This is a genomic window from Phenylobacterium sp. (assembly GCF_025351295.1).
Taxonomy (GTDB): domain Bacteria; phylum Pseudomonadota; class Alphaproteobacteria; order Caulobacterales; family Caulobacteraceae; genus Phenylobacterium.
Map to the genome: position 1 here is coordinate 24,352 of NZ_JANXWD010000028.1, position 16,312 is coordinate 40,663.

Below are 16,312 nucleotides of genomic sequence, written 5' to 3' on the forward strand. Positions count from 1 at the left end.
GCTGAAGAGCGGGGGGTGGAAAGGGCAGGCTTCAGGCGTGCCGGGTTCGCGGCGCGGGGTCTTATGGGTTCTCAAACGCGCTGCGGATACCAGGGTTAGGCGCGCTTGCGGGATTTTCCCGAGCTTGGGTTTTGGGAATTCAATGCGGGCCCCGGGGGGGGGTTGCGTGAAGAAACTGACCACCTGCCCGGCCAGATGGGCGGCGTCATCAAGGTGGCCAGCGCGCCCGGCCAGGGCTCGACCTTCACCTTCAGACTGCCCCTGGAACGGGCCGCGCCCGAGGACCCGGCGCCTGAGCAGATCGATGGGGCCGAGCGCCTCAAGGTGCTCGCGGCCGAGGACAACGCCACCAATCGGCTGGTCCTCACGACGATGCTGGCGGCGGCGGGCATCGCGCCAACCACGATCACGTCGGCCAAGCGCGCCTCCCGTTCGACGGCGTCAGGTCAGCAGCAGGGTCATGGTCGGGTCGCCCTTGGCCATGGCGCGCCGGTAGGCGGGACGGGCGGCGATGCGCTGGAGGTAGGCCAGGGTGTTGGGGAGGCCGCTCAGGTCGCGGGGCACGAAGTAGCGCATGGTGGTCAGGGTGAAGACCATGATGATGTCGGCGGCGGTGAACTCCGGGCCGGCCAGGTAGGGCGACTGGCCGAGGCGGTCCTCGACCAGGCCCCAGCGGGTCTCGCTGCGCTCGCGCATCATCTGGGCGCGCGGGCTCTCGGTGTCGCCGCCGCCCATGGCCGCGGCGACCAGGGCCATCATCTGGCTGGGCATCAGCGAGCCGTTGGCGAAGTGGAACCAGAACAGGTAGTCGGCGAAATTCGGCGCCTCGGGCCCGACCGCCAGCCGGCCTTCGCCGTACTTGCCGATGATATATTCGATGATCGCCCCGGACTCCGGCAGCACCACATCGCCGTCGGTGATGATCGGCGCCGTGCCCAGCGGGTGCAGGGCCTTGTATTCCGGGGGGCCCAGGCGGGTCTGGGGATCGCGGTCGTAGATCTTCAGCTCGTAGGGTATCGCCAGCTCCTCGCAGAGCCAGACGATGCGCTCGGACTGCGAGACGCCGAGGTGGTGGACGGTCAGCATGGCGGTGGCTCCCAGGCGGCGATGACGGCGGAGCGTTGTCGAACCGGCCGGGCTTGTCGAGCCGGATGTGGCGCGGCCGGCTCAAACAGGCGGTTGCAGGGCCGCCAGTTCCTCCGGCGTGTTGGCGTTGGCGAAGGGGTCGATGTCGCCCGCGGGCCAGTCGACGGTCGCCATGCCGCAGTGGGCCGCGAAGCCGCCGAGCGCGCGGCGGCCGGTGGCGAGATAGGCCGGCAGGCGGGCCGCGGCCTGCACCCGCCACAGGGCGCAGACCGGCTGCAGGACGCCACCGCTGGCCGCCACCGCCACCAGCGTCTCGCTCGACAGGCCGCGCGCCAGCCGGGCCAGCAGATCGCTGGGCAGGGCGGGGGCGTCGCAGGGCAGGGTGAGCAGCCGGGCGGCCCCGATCTGGTTGGCGAACCCGAACGCCGAGGCCAGGCCGGCCAGCGGCCCGGCGAGGGCCGGATCGTCGAGGATCAGCGGCGCGTCGACCTCGTCCCCCACCTGCGCCGCGTCGCGCACGGCGACGGCGACCTGCGCCGACCACGTCCGGGCCAGCGCCAGCGCGTGGGCCACCAGGGTCGTGTCCCCGAGCCGGCGGAGCGGCTTGGCTCCGCCCATCCGGCGGCCCTCGCCCCCGGCCAGCACGACGACGGCGATCGGCGGGGCCTTGGCGGCCTGCGCGGGGTCAAGGGGCGTCTCCACATGGGCCAGCAGAGCGCCTTGGGCTGGATAAATCCAGCTCCCCCTTGGGAACCCGATCTTCGAAGTGGACTCTCCGTCCCGCGTCGACTGGGATAGGGTCGAATCTGACGCCGAACGAGAGACATAGCGATGGAATTGAAGCCTGGGTCGCGCTGGCGCAGCGCCGTCTGCAGCACCGAAGTGGTGATCGTGCGGCCGCCCTCCGCGCCGGTCAGCCTGGAATGCGGCGGCCAGCCGCTGATCGCCTTTGCGGCCGAGCGGGTCGAGGGCGCCGCGCCGGCCACCGAGCACGCGGCCGGCACCGCGGCCGGCAAGCGCTATTTCGACGCCGACAGCGGCCTGGAAGTGCTGGCCAGCAAGGCGGGCGACGGCTCGCTGTCGGTGGGCGGCAAGGCGCTGGCGCGCAAGGACGCCAAGGCGCTGCCGTCGTCCGACTGATGCACACGACCCTGCTTCTCGACATGGCGGCGGACGCCATTCCCGATCGCCTGGCGCTGGGGCCGCGCGCGGACGGGCTGACGTTCCATGAGCTGCGGGCCCGGGCGCGCGGCGGCGCGGCGTGGCTGGCGGAACGCGGCGGCGACACCGTGGCCTTCCTGGGGCTGAACGGGCCGGTCCTGCCGGTGGCGCTGTTCGCCAGCGGGCTGCTGGCCAAGCCGTTCGCGCCGCTGAACTACCGCCTGCCGGACGCCGACCTCAACCGGCTGCTGGCCCGCACCGCGCCGTCCGTGGCCATCGTCGACGACGACATGATCCCGCGGCTGAAGGCCTGCGCCGGCGTCACGGTGGTGGCGATGACGGCGTTCGAGGCGGCCTGCCTGGACCCTGCCCACCGCGAGACGGAGTTGGCGTACGCCGAGCCCGACATCGCCGTGCTGCTGTTCACCAGCGGCACCACCGGCGAGCCCAAGGCGGCGATCCTGCGGCACGGGAACCTGACCTCCTATGTGATCTCCACGGTCGAGTTCCTGGGCTCGGACGAGGACGAGGCCGCCCTGGTCAGCGTGCCGCCCTACCACATTGCCGGGATCTCGGCCCTGCTGACCGGGGTCTACGGCGGCCGGCGGATCGTGCACCTGGAGGCCTTCACGCCGGAGACCTGGGTCGAGGCGGCGGCGGCCGAGGCGATCACCCATGCCATGGTGGTGCCGACCATGCTGGGCACGGTGCTGGACATCCTGGAGGCGCGCGGCCTGACGCTGCCGGCGCTCAAGGTGCTGTCGTACGGCGGCGGGCGGATGCCGGGGCCGGTGATCGAGCGGGCGCTGCGGGTGCTGCCGCACGTGGACTTCGTCAACGCCTACGGCCTGACCGAGACCAGCTCGACGGTGGCGGTGCTGGGGCCGGAGGATCATCGCGCGGCAATCGCCTCGACCGACGCGGCGGTGCGCCGCCGCCTGGGCTCGGTGGGCCGGCCGCTGCCGGCGCTGGAGCTGGAGATTCGCGATCCGGACGGCAGGCTGCTGGGGCCGAACCAGTCGGGTGAGATCTACGTCCGCGGCGAACAGGTGTCGGGCGAATACACCCACAAGAAGGTCGTGCAGGACGATGGCTGGTTCGCCACCAACGACGGCGGCTGGATGGACGAGGCCGGCTATCTGTTCGTCGAGGGCCGGCTGGACGACGTGATCGTGCGCGGTGGCGAGAACATCTCGCCGGGCGAGATCGAGGACGTGCTGCGCGCCCATCCCGGCGTAGCGGACGTCGCCGTGCTGGGCCTGCCCGACGACCACTGGGGCGAGCAGGTGGCGGCGGCCATCGTCGGCAAGGACGGCGCGCCGGCGGCCGAGGAGCTGGCGGCCTGGGTGCGGGCCCGGCTGCGCTCCACCAAGACCCCGGAAGTCTGGGCGTTCCGCGACGCCCTGCCCTATAACGACACCGGCAAGCTGCTGCGACGGCAGCTGAAAGCCGAGATGGCGGGCCCGACGAAGCCGGCCGCCGGCTGAGCGCCCCGCGGAGGCGTCGTGTGACCCCCGAACCCGCCGCCGGGATACTGGCCGAGCTGATCGGCTTGGGCGGCGCCGGCCTGGCGGTGACCGAGTTCGAGCGCGGCGGCGCGGCGACGGCTGTCGGGGCCGGGGCCGGGGTCGTGCAAATCGGCGTGCATCGCGGCGGAGCGGTCCCGGGCGGGGCGCTGGAGGCGTTCGACATCCTGCTCAGCACCGACCCCGCGGCGCCGGGGCCCTGGGTGGGCGTGCCGGCAGGCCAGATGGACGCCACGCTCGCCGAGCTGGCGGCCGCGGTGGCGGCCCAGCCGGTGGCCGCGGCGGTGGCGGCGCAGGTGCTGCGGGCCAGCCTGCAGGTCTCCTTCGACCAGGCGCTGGTGGCCGAGTCGCTGGCCTATTCCATGCTGCTGGGCGCGGCTGGGTTCCAGGCCTGGCGGGCGGCGACGCCGGTGCGGGCGCGGGTCGACGACGGGCCACGGGTGTTGATCGCAGAGGCGCGCGGCGGGCTGGAGATCCGCCTCAACCGGCCGTCGGCGCGCAACGCCTTCGACGCCCGCATGCGCGACGAACTGGCCGAGGCGCTGGCGTTTGCGGCGGAGCATCCCGACGCGCCGCCGGTGGTGCTGACCGGGGCCGGGCCGGCGTTCAGCGCCGGGGGCGACCTGGACGAGTTCGGCCGGGCAGGCGATCCGGGCCAGGCGCACCTGATCCGCACCCTGCGCGCGCCGGCCCGGCTGGTCCGCGCTCTGGGCGCACGGCTCACCGCCCAGCTGCATGGCGCCTGCGTCGGAGCGGGGATCGAGGTTCCGGCGGCGGCGGCGCGGGTGACGGCGCGGCCCGGGGCGGTGTTCCGGCTGCCGGAGGTGTCCATGGGCCTGCTCCCCGGGGCCGGCGGCACGGCGACGATCCCGCGGCGGATCGGCCGGCGGCGGGCCTGCTACATGGCCATCTCCGGCGCGGACATCGACCTGCGCACCGCCCTGGTCTGGGGCCTGGTCGACGCGGTTGCCCAATGAGCCCGATCGCCACCGCGCTGGACCAGCAGGGCGCCGAGCTCGCGGCGCTGACCGCGCGGCTGGGGCGGCGGGTGGATGTGGCGGCGCTGAGCGTGCTCGACCGCGCGGGCCAGCTGGCGCTGAACCCGCCGGGCCTGGCGTCGCCCAACGGGGCCTGCCGCCTGTTCCGCGCCGCCGACGGCTGGATGGTCGCCAACCTGGCGCGGGAGGAGGACCGCGCGCTGATCCCGGCCTGGCTGGGCTGCGAGTTCGGGGCCGCGCCGTGGGCCGCCATCGCCGCCCACGCCGGGCGTCACACCCGCGTGGAGCTGGTGGCCGGCGCCGACCTGCTGGGCCTGCCGGCCGGGGCGGTGGGCGAGGTGGTCTGCGACAGCCTGGACGCGCCGCTGCTGGCGCTCGGGGCGGCGAGCGGGCGGCGCGGCGCGCCGAAGGTGGTGGATCTCTCCGCCCTGTGGGCCGGGCCGATGTGCGGGGCGATCCTGGCGGCGGCGGGGGCCACGGTGGTGAAGGTGGAGAGCGTCCGGCGGCCCGACCCGACCCGGACCTCGACGCCCGAGTTCTTCCGACGGCTGAACGGCGGCAAGCGCCACCTGAGCCTCGACCTGACGGCGCCGGCCGGGCAGGCGCGGCTGCGGGACGATATCCTGGCCGCCGACGTGCTGATCACCAGCGCGCGGCGCCGCGCCTTCGCCGGGCTGGGGCTGGACCCGGCGGCGGTGTTCGCGGCCAATCCCGGCCTCGTCTGGGTGGCGGTCACCGGCTACGGCTGGACCGGGGCGGCGGCCTCGCGGGTGGCGTTCGGCGACGACGCGGCTGCGGTCGGCGGGCTGGTCGGCTGGACGGCGGCCGGCGAGCCGCGGTTCCTGGGCGACGCCCTGGCCGATCCGGTGACCGGGCTGGCGGCGGCGATCGGGGCGCTGCGGGGCCTGGAGGCGGGCGGCGGGGTGCTGGTCGACGTGGCCCTGGCGCGGTCGGCGGCGGGGGCGGCCAGCGTCTGTGGGCTCCGGCGCGCGGCATGACCCTGACGATCCGCGACGTCGAGGTGGAAGGCCGCGCCGGGCTGGACGTGCGGATCGCGGACGGCCGGATCGCCGAGATCGGACCGCGGCTGGGGCGCGCGACCCAGGAGCTGGACGGCCGTGGCGGGGCGCTGATCCCGGGGCTCTGCGACCACCACATCCACCTGTTCGCCCTGGCGGCGCAGGCCGAGTCGGTGGTCCTGGATGGGGTGACCTCCGCGGCGGGCCTGGCGGCGCGGATCGACGCGGCGGTGGTGGCGCGGCGGCCGGGCGCCTGGATCCGGGTGCAGGGCTACCACGAGACCATGGCCGGCGACCTGACCCGGCGCGACCTGGACGCGCTCGCGCCGCGCCACCGGCTGCGCGTGCAGCACCAGACCGGGTCGCTGTGGATGCTGAACAGCCTGGCGCTGGAGGGCCTGGACGACGGCGCCGCGGTGCTGGAGCGCGATGCGGCGGGGGCGGCGACCGGGCGGATCTGGCGCGGCGACGCCTGGCTGCGCGCGCGGATCGGGGCCGAGCCGCCGCGCCTGGACGCCATCGGCCGACGGCTGGCAGGCTATGGCGTCACGGCCCTGACCGACGCCAGCGTCACCACCGACGCCGACGCCGCCGGGCGGCTGGCGCAGGCCGCGCGGCGGGGCGTCCTGCCGCAGCGGCTGACCCTGATGAGCGGCGGTCCGCTGACGGCGCCGGCGGACGGGGCGTTCGCGGTGGGGCCGGTCAAGGTGCTGCTGGACGACCACGCGCTGATCGACCTGGACGACTTCATCGGCCGCATCGCCCTGGCGCGGGCCTGGGGCCGGCGGGTGGCGGTGCATTGCGTCACCGCGGGGGAGCTGGCGCTGACCCTGGCCGCCTTCGATGCCGCCGGCGCGGGGCGGGGCGACCGGATCGAGCATGGCGGGGTGATCCCGGCGGCGGCGATCCCGCAGCTCCGCGCCCTGGGCCTGACCGTGGTCACGCAGTCGGCCTTCATCCACGAGCGGGGCGACCGCTATGCGGCGCAGGTCGATCTGGGCGAACAGGCCGACCTCTATCGCTGTGCGAGCCTCACGGCGGCGGGGGTTCCGGTCGCCGGCAGTTCCGACGCGCCCTATGCGACGCCTGACCCCTGGCAGGCGATGGCGAGCGCGATCGACCGACGCAGCGGGGGCGGCCGGGTCCTGGGCGGCGTGGAACGTCTGGCGCCGGCCGCGGCCCTGGGCCTCTACCTCGGCGATCCGGCCGACCCTGGCGGGCCCGCGCGGCGGATCGTGGTCGGGGTCTCGGCCGACCTCTGCCTGCTGGCGGGAGGCCTGGGCGAGGTGCTCGCCGATCCCCGGGCCGAGCGGGTGCGGGCGACCCTGCTGGGCGGCCAGATCACCCATGAGGCGGCGAAGGCCGATTGACGAGAGGGGCCCGGACCCGCTCACTTGGCGGACGCGGCGCCGAAGACGCCGCCCGAAACCGAGGGAGCGCCATGGCCGCCAAGAAATTCCCCGTCGAGGCGGGACACATCCTGCTGTTCGCCCGCTCGATCGGCGACGAGAACGTCGTCTACACCGACGAGGAGGCCGCCAAGGCCACCGAGGCCGGCGGCATCATCGCCCCGCCCACCTTCGTCCAGGCCAGCGCCCAGTTCGATCCGAACTATGTGCTGCGCCCGAAGATCGGCCAGCCCTGGTTCGGCTCCGGCAAGAACCCCACCGGCCGGGTGGCGAGCGCGGGCGGCGGGGGAGGCGGCGGCAATGGCGGCGGCCTGCACGCCGAGCAGCACTACGAGTACCACCGGCCGCTGCGGGCCGGCGACGTGCTGACCTCGGAGACCAAGCCCGGCAAGACCTGGGAGAAGGAGGGCCGCCGCTCCGGCAAGCTGGTGTTCTCCGAGAGCGTCACCGAATACCGCGACCAGAAGGGCGAGCTGGTGGTCACCGCCCGCGGCGTCGGCGTGCGCACCGAGCGCCCGGTCGAACAGCCCGCCGACAGCAAGCAGGAGGCCTGAGATGGCGTTGAGCGCAAGCCAGCTGAAGGTGGGCGAAACCCACACCGCGCGCCTGGTCGACGATCTCAGCCGCACCCAGATCGTGCAGTACGCGGGCGCATCCGGCGACTACAACCCGCTGCACACCGACGAGGTGTTCACCACCAAGGTGGCCGGCTATCCCAGCGTCTTCGCGCACGGGATGCTGACCATGGGCATGACCGGCAAGATGCTGACCGACTATGTCGGCGACGCGCGGCTGACCAAGTACGGCGTGCGCTTCACCAGCCAGGTCTGGCCCGGCGACACCCTGGACTCCACGGCCACCCTGAAGGCGATCGGCGACAAGGACGGGGCGAAGATCGCCGAGTTCGACGTCAAGACCGTCAACCAGAACGGCGTCGAAGTGCTGAGCGGCTACGCCGAGGCGCGGGTCGACCCTTAGGGAAGGTTCGGGATTGGCTCCCTTCCTCCTCGATGGAGGAAGGGCGGGGATGGTGGTGTGCGCACGGCGATGGGGCGAGGGGCGCTGGAAGGCGCCGGCACCCACCCGGGCTGTTTGCACCGCCGCTGTGGCCACACCACCACCCAACCCTCCTCCATCGAGGAGGAAGGCTTTCGATGCGCCCGCCGCGCTCACCCGTCCGCCTGCAACGCCGCCGCCAGCCAGTCCAGGAACAGGCGCGACTGGGGTGAGGGCGGGCGGGTGCGGTGCGGGATGGCCGCGAAGCCGTGCGGGAAGGCGGTGAAGCCGGTGACCTGGACCAGGCGGCCGGCGGCCAGGTCGGCGGCCGCCAGCCGGCGCTCGGCCATGGCGATCCCCATCCCGGCGACCGCCGCGCCCAGGCACAGGTGGGTGTGGGGGAACGACAGCGTCCGGGGCGCGGCGACGGCGATCCCGCTCAGCGCCGTCCAGCGGTCCCAGGCGCTGGAGGTATGGTCGTGGACGATGCGGCAGTCGGCGGAGAGGCTGCCGTCGTCGTTGCGCGCGACAGGGTAGTCCGGCGCCGCCACCACCCCGAAGCGGGCGTCGGCCAGCCGGATGGCGCGGGCCTGATCCTGCGCGGGATAGGCGCTGCGGTCCCACAGCACCACCAGGTCGGCGTCGCGCTCGTCGCGCATCTCCCGCGCCGAGGTCATGGACAGGCGGATCCGGACTTCCGGGTGCGCCCGGGCGAACTCCGCCAGGTGCGGCACCAGCCAGCCCATGGCGAAGGTGGCGCTGCAGGCCACATGCAGGGCCGGGGAGCGCGCCTCGCGCACGACGGTGGCGTAGCTGTCCGCCAGGCCGTCGAAGGCGGCGGCGACCGCTGCGGCCAGCTGGCGGCCGGCGGCATTGGCCCTCAGGCCGGTCCCCACTTTGTCGAACAGCGGCAGGCCGGCGTCGGCGTGCAGGGCGCGCAGCTGCTTGCTGACCGCGCCGTGGGTGCGGCCCAGTTCGGCGGCGGCGCGGGTCACCGACCCCAGCCGCGCCACGGCCTCGAAGGCGCGCAGGGTGAAGAGCGGCGGCAGTCGGTCGGCCATGCGGGGCGCCTTATGTGAGTTCAGCTCATATATAGCACGACCCGATGTCGATTTTTGTTCAGTGACGCCCGGTCTAACCACTGTCTCGCAACGCGAGAGTGTGAGGGGAACGATCGGATGTGGATGGGCGGCGACTTCGATTACGATAGCCAGGGCGCGGACTATGCGGCGCAGCGGCGGGCCGATCCGCGGATCGCGGCCTATATTGAGCGCGCGCTGGGTGACGCCCGCACGGTGCTGAACGTCGGGGCCGGCGCGGGGTCCTACGAGCCGCTGGGGCGCCATGTGATCGCCCTCGAGCCGTCGGCCACGATGCGGGCGCAACGGCCCGCGCACCTGGCGCCGGCGATCCATGGAGTCGCGGAGGCCCTGCCGCTGGACGACCGCTCGGTGGATGCGGTCATGGCGGTGGCGACCGTCCACCAGTGGAGCGACCTGGCGAAGGGCCTGCGCGAACTGCGCCGCGTGTCGCGTGGGCCGGTCGTCGTCATGGCCTTCGACGAGGTGGCGCCGGGCCATTGCTGGGTCAACGACTACGCGCCCGAGTTGCTGGCCGCCGAGCGGCGGCGCTATCCGGGCCTCGAGGCGATCGCCGCCGGGGTCGGCGCGCGGGCGGAGGTGCAGGTCGTGCCGATCCCGTTCGATTGCACCGACGGCTTCACCGAGGCCTTCTACGGACGGCCGGAGCGGCTGCTGGAGCCGGCCGTGCGGCGTGCGCAGTCGTCGTGGGGTTTCGTGCCGCCGGAGGTCGAGCCGCGGTTCGTCGAGACCCTGTCGGCCGACCTGGCGTCGGGCCGATGGGACGAGCTCAACGGCGCGTGGCGGCGGTTGCCGGCCTACGAGGGATCGCTGCGCCTGGTCGTCGGGCGCGGATAGCGGCGAGTTCGGAGTCCCACCTTCGGCGCGGCGCTATATGCTGGCGGTCGTTCCCCGCCAGACCTGCCATTCGAAGCCGAAGGATTTTCCCATGAAGTACCGCCAACTCGGCGCGAGCGACCTCAGCGTCTCGGAGATCTCGCTCGGCTCCTGGCTTACCTATGGCGTGGGCGTCGAGCAGGACGCGGCGCGGGCCTGCGTCGACCGCGCCTTCGACCTGGGGATCAACTTCATCGACACGGCCAACGTCTACGGGCGGGGCGCGGCGGAGACGGTGCTGGGCGAGACCCTGGCGGGTCGGCCGCGCGACAGCTACGTCCTGGCCACCAAGGTGTGCGGCGTGATGAGCGACACCGACAAGGGCCTGTCGCGGGCGCAGATCCTGAAGCAGATCGACGCCTCGCTGAAGCGCCTGCGCACCGACTACGTCGACCTCTACCAGTGCCACCGCTACGATCCGCAGACCCCGCTGGAAGAGACCATGGCGGCGCTGAGCGAGGTGGTCCGTGCCGGCAAGGCCCGCTGGATTGGCTTCTCCGAATGGTCGCCGGAGCAGATCGAGGCCGCTTTCGCCATGCCCGGGGTCGAGAAATTCGTTTCCAGCCAGCCGCAGTATTCGCTGCTGTGGCGGCGGCCCGAGCAGAAGGTGATCCCGATCAGTGCGGCCAATGGCGTGTCGCAGATCGTCTGGTCACCGCTGGCCCAGGGCGTGCTGTCGGGCAAGTACCGCCCCGGCGCCGCCCTGCCGGCCGACAGCCGCGGCGCCAGCGACTCCATGGGCAACGCCATGCAGACCTGGCTGCGGCCGGAGATCCTGGCGGCCGTCCAGAAGCTCAAGCCCCTGGCCGAGGCGGCCGGCTGCTCGCTGACCCAGTTCTCGCTGGCCTGGGTGCTGCGCGAGCCGAACGTCGCCTCGGCCATCGTCGGCGCCAGCCGGCCCGACCAGTTGGACGAGAACGCCGCCGCCTCCGGCCTGGTCGTCGACCCGGCGCTGTTCGCCCAGGCCGAGGCGATCGTCGCCGACGTCCGGCGCGCCGCCGCCTGATCCGGCTTTCCCACGGCGGGATGACGCGTTAGGCAGTCGGCTTGCACAACGACAGACCAACCAGGGGACGAGGCATGACCAGTCAGACCGCCGAACGGGGCCGGATCGCAGCGGCGGCCGTGGCGCTGGGCGCGGGCCTCATGCTCACGGCCGGGCCGAGCGGCGCCGTCCAGGCCGCGCCCACCGCCGGGCCCTGTGTCGGGGACAATGGTGGCATCGCCCTGCCGCCCGGCTTCTGCGCCACGGTGTTCGCCGACAACCTGGGCAATGTCCGCCACATCGCCGTGGCCCCCAATGGCGTCGTCTATGCCAACACCTGGAGCGGCCGGTACTATCCGGGCTCGAAGCCGCGGGCCGGCGGGTTCCTGGTGGCGCTGCAGGACACCGACCGGGACGGCAAGGCCGACGTGGCGACCCCGTTCGGCGAAACCGCCGCGGACGGGGCGGCCGGCGGGACCGGCATCGGGCTCTACAAGGGCTACGTGTATGCCGAGGTGAACGACAGGATCGTCCGCTATGCGCCGGCCGCCGGCTCGGTCGCGCCGGGCGGCAAGCCGGAGGTGGTGCTGTCGGGCCTGCCGCTGACCGGCGACCACCCGATGCATCCGTTCACGATCGACGCCAAGGGTCAGCTCTTCGTCGACCTGGGCAGCGCGACCAACGCCTGCCAGCCGAGGAACCGCGTGCCCGGCGTTATGGGCGCCACCCCTTGCACCGAGTCCGAGACCCGCGGCGGCCTCTGGCGCTATGACGCCAACAAGCTGGGCCAGAAATTCTCGCCGGCCGAGCGCTATGCCACCGGCATCCGCAACGGCATGGGCCTGTCGTTCGACGGCGCGGGCCGGATGTTCGCCACCCAGCACGGCCGCGACCAGCTGCTGCAGAACTGGCCCAAGCTCTACCCCGACCCGGCGCGCGCCACCGAACTGCCGGCCGAGGAGCTGCTGCTGATCAAGCAGGGCGGCGATTACGGTTGGCCCAACTGCTACTACGACAACTTCCAGAAGAAGCTGGTGCTGGCGCCGGAGTACGGCGGCGACGGCGGCAAGGCGGAGGGCGTCTGCGCCCAGAAGCTGGCGCCGGTGGCGGCGTTCCCGTCGCACTGGGCGCCCAACGACCTGAAGATCTACACCGCCAAGGCCTTCCCGGCGGCCTACCAGGGCGGTGCGTTCATCGCCTTCCACGGCTCCTGGAACCGCGCACCGGCCCCGCAGGACGGCTTCAATGTGGTGTTCCAGCCGCTGCGCGAGGGCAAGGCCTCGGGGCCCTATGTGGTCTTCGCCGACGGCTTCGCGGGCCCGAACAAGGCCTCCGGTCGGGCGGAGTTCCGGCCGATGGGCCTGGCGGTGGCGCCGGACGGGGCGCTGTTCATCGCCGACGACCAGAAGGGCCGCATCTGGCGGGTCACCTACCAGGGCGCGCCCGGCGCAGCGGTGGCGGCCGCTCCGGCCCCGGCCCCGCCGATGGCCGCCGTCAAGCCGGCCGCGCCCACCGCTTCAGCCAGCGGCGCGGCGGCGCTGCCGCCCGGTGTCACCGCGGAGCTGATCGCGGCCGGCCAGCCGGCCTTCGGCGCCAACTACTGCGGCGCCTGCCACGGGCCGGACGGCAAGGGCACGGCGCTGGGCCCCGACCTGACCAGCGGGACCTGGATGTGGGGCGACGGCAGCCCGGCCGCGCTCAGCGACACCATCGCCAAGGGTGTCGCGGCCCCGAAGCGCTATCGCAGCCCGATGCCGCCGATGGGCGGCGCGCAGCTTAGCCCGGACACCCTGGCGGCCATCACCGCCTACGTCTGGTCGGTGGGCCACAAGGCGCCGTGATGCCGGGTACGCTGACCCCGGCCGGGTCAATCGACGTGGGCGCGCTCTGCCTCTAGGGTCGGGCGGCCGCGCGGGGCGGCGTCAGCAGGCGGACATGCGCTCGACGATCAAGGACGTGTCAGCCATCGCCGGCGTCTCGATGAAGACCGTCTCGCGGGTGCTGAACAAGGAGCGCTATGTTTCGGCGACCACCCGCCTGCGGGTGGAGCGCGCCGTCGCCGAGCTGAACTTCAAGCCCAGCGTGGCCGCGCGCATCCTGGCCGGCAAGCGCAGCTACCAGATCGCGCTGATCTACGACAACCACAGCCCCCACTACATCCACCAGATTCAGACCGGGGTCTGGGCGCGCTGCATCGAGGAGGGGGTGCGGCTGCTGGCCCAGCCGTCCGACGTGGCCTCGCCGCACCTGGCCCGCGAGATCGGCGGCCTGATCGACCAGACCCAAGTTGACGGGGTCATTCTCTCCTCGCCGGTCACCGATGCGCCCGGCGCCCTGGAGGAGCTGGAACGGCGCGGCATCCCCTATGTCCGGATCTCGCCGGGCACCGAGTACGAGCGCAGCTCCTCGGTCTCGATGGACGACGTCCAGGCGGCGGACGACATGACCAGCCACCTGATCGCCCTGGGCCACCGGCGGATCGGCTTCGTGATCGGCCACGCCAACCACACCGCCAGCGACCTGCGGCTGTTCGGCTATCGCCGGGCCCTGGACCGGGCGGGCGTGTCGTTCGAGCCGAAATATGTGCGGCCGGGGGCCTTCGACTTCGCCTCGGGCGAGGCGGCGGCCGACATCCTGCTGGACCTGGCGCTGCCGCCCACCGCGATCTTCGCCAGCAACGACGACATGGCGGCCGGGGTGCTGACGGTGGCCCACAGGCGCGGCCTGTCGCTGCCGCGCGACCTGTCGGTGGCCGGGTTCGACGACACCGCACTGGCCAGCCAGCTCTGGCCGCCGCTGACCACCGTGCGCCAGCCGACCCGGGAGCTGGCCTATGCCGCCGCCAGCCTGCTGTTCGGCGCCGAGGGCGAGGTGGTGCACCGCCGCCTGCCGCACGAACTGGTGCTGCGGGCGTCGACCGCGGCGCCGAAGAAGATCTAGGCCTGACCCCCGGAGATGAGTCAGCGGATCAGGAAGGCGGCGGCCAGGGCGCTGAGCGCCAGGGCCGCCAGGGTCGCCGCGACGATCGCCAACAGGGGCCGTGGCCCTTCCTGGGTCAGGGCCTGCATCTGCGAGCGGATGCCGGTGGCCGTCACCGCGCAGGCCAGCAGCCAGGTGCTGGCCTTGACCGAGACATCGGCCGCCGCGGCCGGGATCACCCCCAGGGAATTGACCGCCGCCAGGCCGAAGAAGCCGATCACGAACCACGGCAGGACGTGTTCGGCGATCTTCGCGCCGGGCTCGCGCGGGATGAACACCGCCACCGCCATCATCGCCGGCGCGAGCAGGGCGACGCGGGCCAGCTTGACGATGGTCGCGGTCTGGCCGGCGATCTGGGAGAAGGCGTAGCCGGCCCCCAGGGTCTGGGCGACGTCGTGGATCGAGGCGCCCAGCATGAACCCGGCCTGGGTCTCGCTGAGCCCGAAATGGTGCGCCAGGACCGGATAGAGGGTCATGGCTACCGCGCTCATGGCCGAGATGCCCACCAGCACCAGAGTGAGCTGGGCCTGGCTGGCGCGGCGCTCGCCCAGCAGGCTGGCGAAGGCCATGGCGGCCGAGGCGCCGCAGATCGCCACCGCACCGCCGCACAGCGCGCCGAACGCGGCGGTGAAGCCCAGCGCGCGGGCGGCCAGCACGCCGGTCGCCAGGGTCACGGCGACGATCGCCACGACCGCCAGCAACGCCACCGGGCCCAGCTGGGCGATCTGGGTCAGGGTCACGCGGGCGGCCACCAGCACGATTCCCCAGCGCAGCAGGGTGCGCGATGCGAAGGCCAGCCCCACCGCCAGCCGCGGGTCGGCGCTGAGAAAGTTCAGCGCCAGGCCGAACAGCAGGCACATCAGGGTGAGCGGCGCGCCGTAGTGATCCGACACATAGGCCGCCGCCAGGGTGGCCAGCAGGGTGACCGCGAGGCCGGGGATGTGAGCCCGCAGCCGGGCGGGCAGGGGCGTCGCCGCGTCGCTCACGTCAGGCCTCCCCAAGGTTTCTTCGGGCCGTCGGCTTGCCAACCTCTCGCCCGCCGGCCTATCAATATGACAACGCTATCATACGACCGACGCACGGCAAGACGGCGGGTCGCGCGGGGAGTTGAAACCAGCCGAATGTCGCCCGCACCGAGGCCAGCGTGACCGCCATGACGCACCTTCCCGAGCCGGCGCCGAGCCGGCCGCTCCACGAGGGCGGACCCGCCGTCTCCTCGGTCGCCTGGGGCATGTGGCGGTTCGCCGGCGACGATGTCGCGGCCGCCGAGGCGCGGGTCGGCGCGGCGCTGGACGCCGGGGTCACCCTGTTCGACACGGCCGACATCTATGGGCCGGACAATGGCGAGCCGTTCGGCGCCGCCGAGGCGCTGCTGGGCCGGGTACTGGCCCGCAACCCCGCGCTGGCCGCCCGCATGGTCATCGCCACCAAGGGCGGGATCGTCATGGGCGTGCCCTACGATTCCAGCGCCGCCTACCTGGCCTCGGCCATCGATGCGTCGCTGCGGCGGATGGGCCTCGAGCATGTGGCGCTGTGGCAGATCCATCGGCCGGACATGCTGGCCCACCCGGCTGAGACCGCGCGGGCGCTGGAGGCGGCGCACCGGGCGGGCAAGATCGGCGCGATCGGAGTGTCGAACTTCACGGCCTCGCAGGTCGCGGCGCTGGCGGCGCACTCGCCCTTGCCCATCGTCTCCTGCCAGCCGGAGTTCTCGCCGCTGGCCATCGCGCCGCTGACCGATGGCGTGCTGGATCAGGCGCTGGCCGGCAGCATGACCGTGCTGGCCTGGTCGCCGCTGGGCGGCGGCCGGCTGGGCGATCCGCGCGACGACCGCGCCCACGCCGTGGCCAGGGCGCTGGACGCTAAGGCCGCCGACTATGGCGTCAGCCGCGCGGCCGCCGCCTACAGCTGGATCATGGCGCATCCGACCCGCGCCATCCCCATCGTCGGGACCCAGACCCCGGCGCGGATCGCCGAAATCCCCGACGCCTACAAACCGCGCTGGACGCGGGCCGACTGGTACCAGGTCCTCGTCGCGTCGATGGGAGAGCCGCTGCCATGACCAGGCCACCCTGCGAGATCAGCTGGTTCTCGGCCCTGTGCGATGACGACTACGAGTTCCTGGGCGTGCCGGACCCCAAGCTGAAGTCGAGCTGGGAGCATTGCCGCGACATCGT

16 protein-coding genes are annotated in these 16,312 nt (G+C 73.3%); 12 read left to right on the plus strand and 4 right to left on the minus strand.

The features are described from left to right. Positions 1-441 precede the first annotated feature (441 nt). Together Q0R13_RS04460 and Q0R13_RS04465 are read right to left on the minus strand one after the other, a co-directional pair. Complete coding sequence (locus Q0R13_RS04460; protein WP_293900092.1) at positions 442-1,086, minus strand: glutathione S-transferase family protein; 645 nt, start codon at positions 1,084-1,086, stop codon at positions 442-444. Positions 1,087-1,167: 81 nt separating this feature from the next. Next, complete coding sequence (locus Q0R13_RS04465; RefSeq protein WP_293900095.1) at positions 1,168-1,788, minus strand: molybdenum cofactor guanylyltransferase; 621 nt, start codon at positions 1,786-1,788, stop codon at positions 1,168-1,170. A 129-nt stretch (positions 1,789-1,917) separates the two neighbouring features. On the opposite strand from Q0R13_RS04465, the gene Q0R13_RS04470 reads away from it, so the two are divergent. The 7 genes from Q0R13_RS04470 to Q0R13_RS04500 all read left to right on the plus strand — a co-directional run bounded on the left by Q0R13_RS04470 (position 1,918) and on the right by Q0R13_RS04500 (position 8,177). Then, positions 1,918-2,226 carry a hypothetical protein gene (locus tag Q0R13_RS04470; protein ID WP_293900098.1) on the plus strand — a complete coding sequence of 103 codons (309 nt, stop codon included), beginning with the start codon at positions 1,918-1,920 and terminating at the stop codon, positions 2,224-2,226. Next, positions 2,226-3,734: a class I adenylate-forming enzyme family protein gene (locus Q0R13_RS04475; RefSeq protein ID WP_293900101.1), complete on the plus strand. Its 1,509-nt coding sequence runs from the start codon at positions 2,226-2,228 to the stop codon at positions 3,732-3,734. Before Q0R13_RS04470 ends, Q0R13_RS04475 begins: the two co-directional genes overlap by 1 nt. Before the next feature lie 20 nt (positions 3,735-3,754). Further along, on the plus strand, positions 3,755-4,750 hold the full coding sequence (locus Q0R13_RS04480) for an enoyl-CoA hydratase/isomerase family protein (RefSeq protein WP_293900104.1): 996 nt from the start codon (positions 3,755-3,757) through the stop codon (positions 4,748-4,750). Further along, the gene (locus Q0R13_RS04485) at positions 4,747-5,769 is read left to right on the plus strand and encodes a CoA transferase (RefSeq protein ID WP_293900107.1); all 1,023 of its coding nucleotides are present in this window, start codon (positions 4,747-4,749) and stop codon (positions 5,767-5,769) included. Before Q0R13_RS04480 ends, Q0R13_RS04485 begins: the two co-directional genes overlap by 4 nt. Continuing rightward, a complete protein-coding gene (locus Q0R13_RS04490; RefSeq protein ID WP_293900110.1) occupies positions 5,766-7,160 on the plus strand; it encodes an amidohydrolase family protein in 1,395 nt (464 codons plus the stop codon). Before Q0R13_RS04485 ends, Q0R13_RS04490 begins: the two co-directional genes overlap by 4 nt. 71 nt (positions 7,161-7,231) lie before the next feature. After that, positions 7,232-7,753 carry a MaoC family dehydratase N-terminal domain-containing protein gene (locus tag Q0R13_RS04495; protein ID WP_293900113.1) on the plus strand — a complete coding sequence of 174 codons (522 nt, stop codon included), beginning with the start codon at positions 7,232-7,234 and terminating at the stop codon, positions 7,751-7,753. Position 7,754: 1 nt separating this feature from the next. Beyond that, a complete protein-coding gene (locus tag Q0R13_RS04500; RefSeq protein WP_293900116.1) occupies positions 7,755-8,177 on the plus strand; it encodes a MaoC/PaaZ C-terminal domain-containing protein in 423 nt (140 codons plus the stop codon). Between the two features lie 191 nt (positions 8,178-8,368). Here the strand turns inward: Q0R13_RS04500 and Q0R13_RS04505 are convergent, their stop codons facing one another. Next, a complete protein-coding gene (locus tag Q0R13_RS04505; RefSeq protein WP_293900119.1) occupies positions 8,369-9,256 on the minus strand; it encodes a LysR substrate-binding domain-containing protein in 888 nt (295 codons plus the stop codon). Between the two features lie 117 nt (positions 9,257-9,373). Between Q0R13_RS04505 and Q0R13_RS04510 the strand changes: the two genes are divergently transcribed. From Q0R13_RS04510 to Q0R13_RS04525, 4 genes are all read left to right on the plus strand, one after another. After that, entirely contained in the window at positions 9,374-10,132 is a 759-nt protein-coding gene (locus tag Q0R13_RS04510; RefSeq protein ID WP_293900122.1) for a class I SAM-dependent methyltransferase, read from the plus strand. 91 nt (positions 10,133-10,223) lie between these two features. Beyond that, the gene (locus tag Q0R13_RS04515; RefSeq protein ID WP_293900125.1) at positions 10,224-11,177 is read left to right on the plus strand and encodes an aldo/keto reductase family protein; all 954 of its coding nucleotides are present in this window, start codon (positions 10,224-10,226) and stop codon (positions 11,175-11,177) included. Between the two features lie 74 nt (positions 11,178-11,251). Beyond that, a complete protein-coding gene (locus Q0R13_RS04520; protein ID WP_293900128.1) occupies positions 11,252-12,997 on the plus strand; it encodes a c-type cytochrome in 1,746 nt (581 codons plus the stop codon). Positions 12,998-13,091: 94 nt separating this feature from the next. After that, positions 13,092-14,096: a LacI family DNA-binding transcriptional regulator gene (locus Q0R13_RS04525; protein WP_293900131.1), complete on the plus strand. Its 1,005-nt coding sequence runs from the start codon at positions 13,092-13,094 to the stop codon at positions 14,094-14,096. Positions 14,097-14,116: 20 nt separating this feature from the next. Here the strand turns inward: Q0R13_RS04525 and Q0R13_RS04530 are convergent, their stop codons facing one another. Further along, positions 14,117-15,121, minus strand: a complete 1,005-nt coding sequence (locus Q0R13_RS04530) for a putative sulfate exporter family transporter (protein WP_293900134.1) — start codon at positions 15,119-15,121, stop codon at positions 14,117-14,119. A gap of 167 nt (positions 15,122-15,288) precedes the next feature. On the opposite strand from Q0R13_RS04530, the gene Q0R13_RS04535 reads away from it, so the two are divergent. Beyond that, entirely contained in the window at positions 15,289-16,197 is a 909-nt protein-coding gene (locus tag Q0R13_RS04535; protein ID WP_293900137.1) for an aldo/keto reductase, read from the plus strand. Positions 16,198-16,312: the final 115 nt, after the last annotated feature.

Coding starts and splice junctions, on each gene's coding strand:
- Q0R13_RS04460 (WP_293900092.1), bottom strand. CDS start 1,086: ATGCTGACCGTCCACCACCTCGGCGTCTCGCAGTCCGAGCGCATCGTC.
- Q0R13_RS04470 (WP_293900098.1), top strand. CDS start 1,918: ATGGAATTGAAGCCTGGGTCGCGCTGGCGCAGCGCCGTCTGCAGCACC.
- Q0R13_RS04475 (WP_293900101.1), top strand. CDS start 2,226: ATGCACACGACCCTGCTTCTCGACATGGCGGCGGACGCCATTCCCGAT.
- Q0R13_RS04485 (WP_293900107.1), top strand. CDS start 4,747: ATGAGCCCGATCGCCACCGCGCTGGACCAGCAGGGCGCCGAGCTCGCG.
- Q0R13_RS04490 (WP_293900110.1), top strand. CDS start 5,766: ATGACCCTGACGATCCGCGACGTCGAGGTGGAAGGCCGCGCCGGGCTG.
- Q0R13_RS04495 (WP_293900113.1), top strand. CDS start 7,232: ATGGCCGCCAAGAAATTCCCCGTCGAGGCGGGACACATCCTGCTGTTC.
- Q0R13_RS04500 (WP_293900116.1), top strand. CDS start 7,755: ATGGCGTTGAGCGCAAGCCAGCTGAAGGTGGGCGAAACCCACACCGCG.
- Q0R13_RS04505 (WP_293900119.1), bottom strand. CDS start 9,256: ATGGCCGACCGACTGCCGCCGCTCTTCACCCTGCGCGCCTTCGAGGCC.
- Q0R13_RS04510 (WP_293900122.1), top strand. CDS start 9,374: ATGTGGATGGGCGGCGACTTCGATTACGATAGCCAGGGCGCGGACTAT.
- Q0R13_RS04515 (WP_293900125.1), top strand. CDS start 10,224: ATGAAGTACCGCCAACTCGGCGCGAGCGACCTCAGCGTCTCGGAGATC.
- Q0R13_RS04520 (WP_293900128.1), top strand. CDS start 11,252: ATGACCAGTCAGACCGCCGAACGGGGCCGGATCGCAGCGGCGGCCGTG.
- Q0R13_RS04525 (WP_293900131.1), top strand. CDS start 13,092: ATGCGCTCGACGATCAAGGACGTGTCAGCCATCGCCGGCGTCTCGATG.
- Q0R13_RS04535 (WP_293900137.1), top strand. CDS start 15,289: ATGACGCACCTTCCCGAGCCGGCGCCGAGCCGGCCGCTCCACGAGGGC.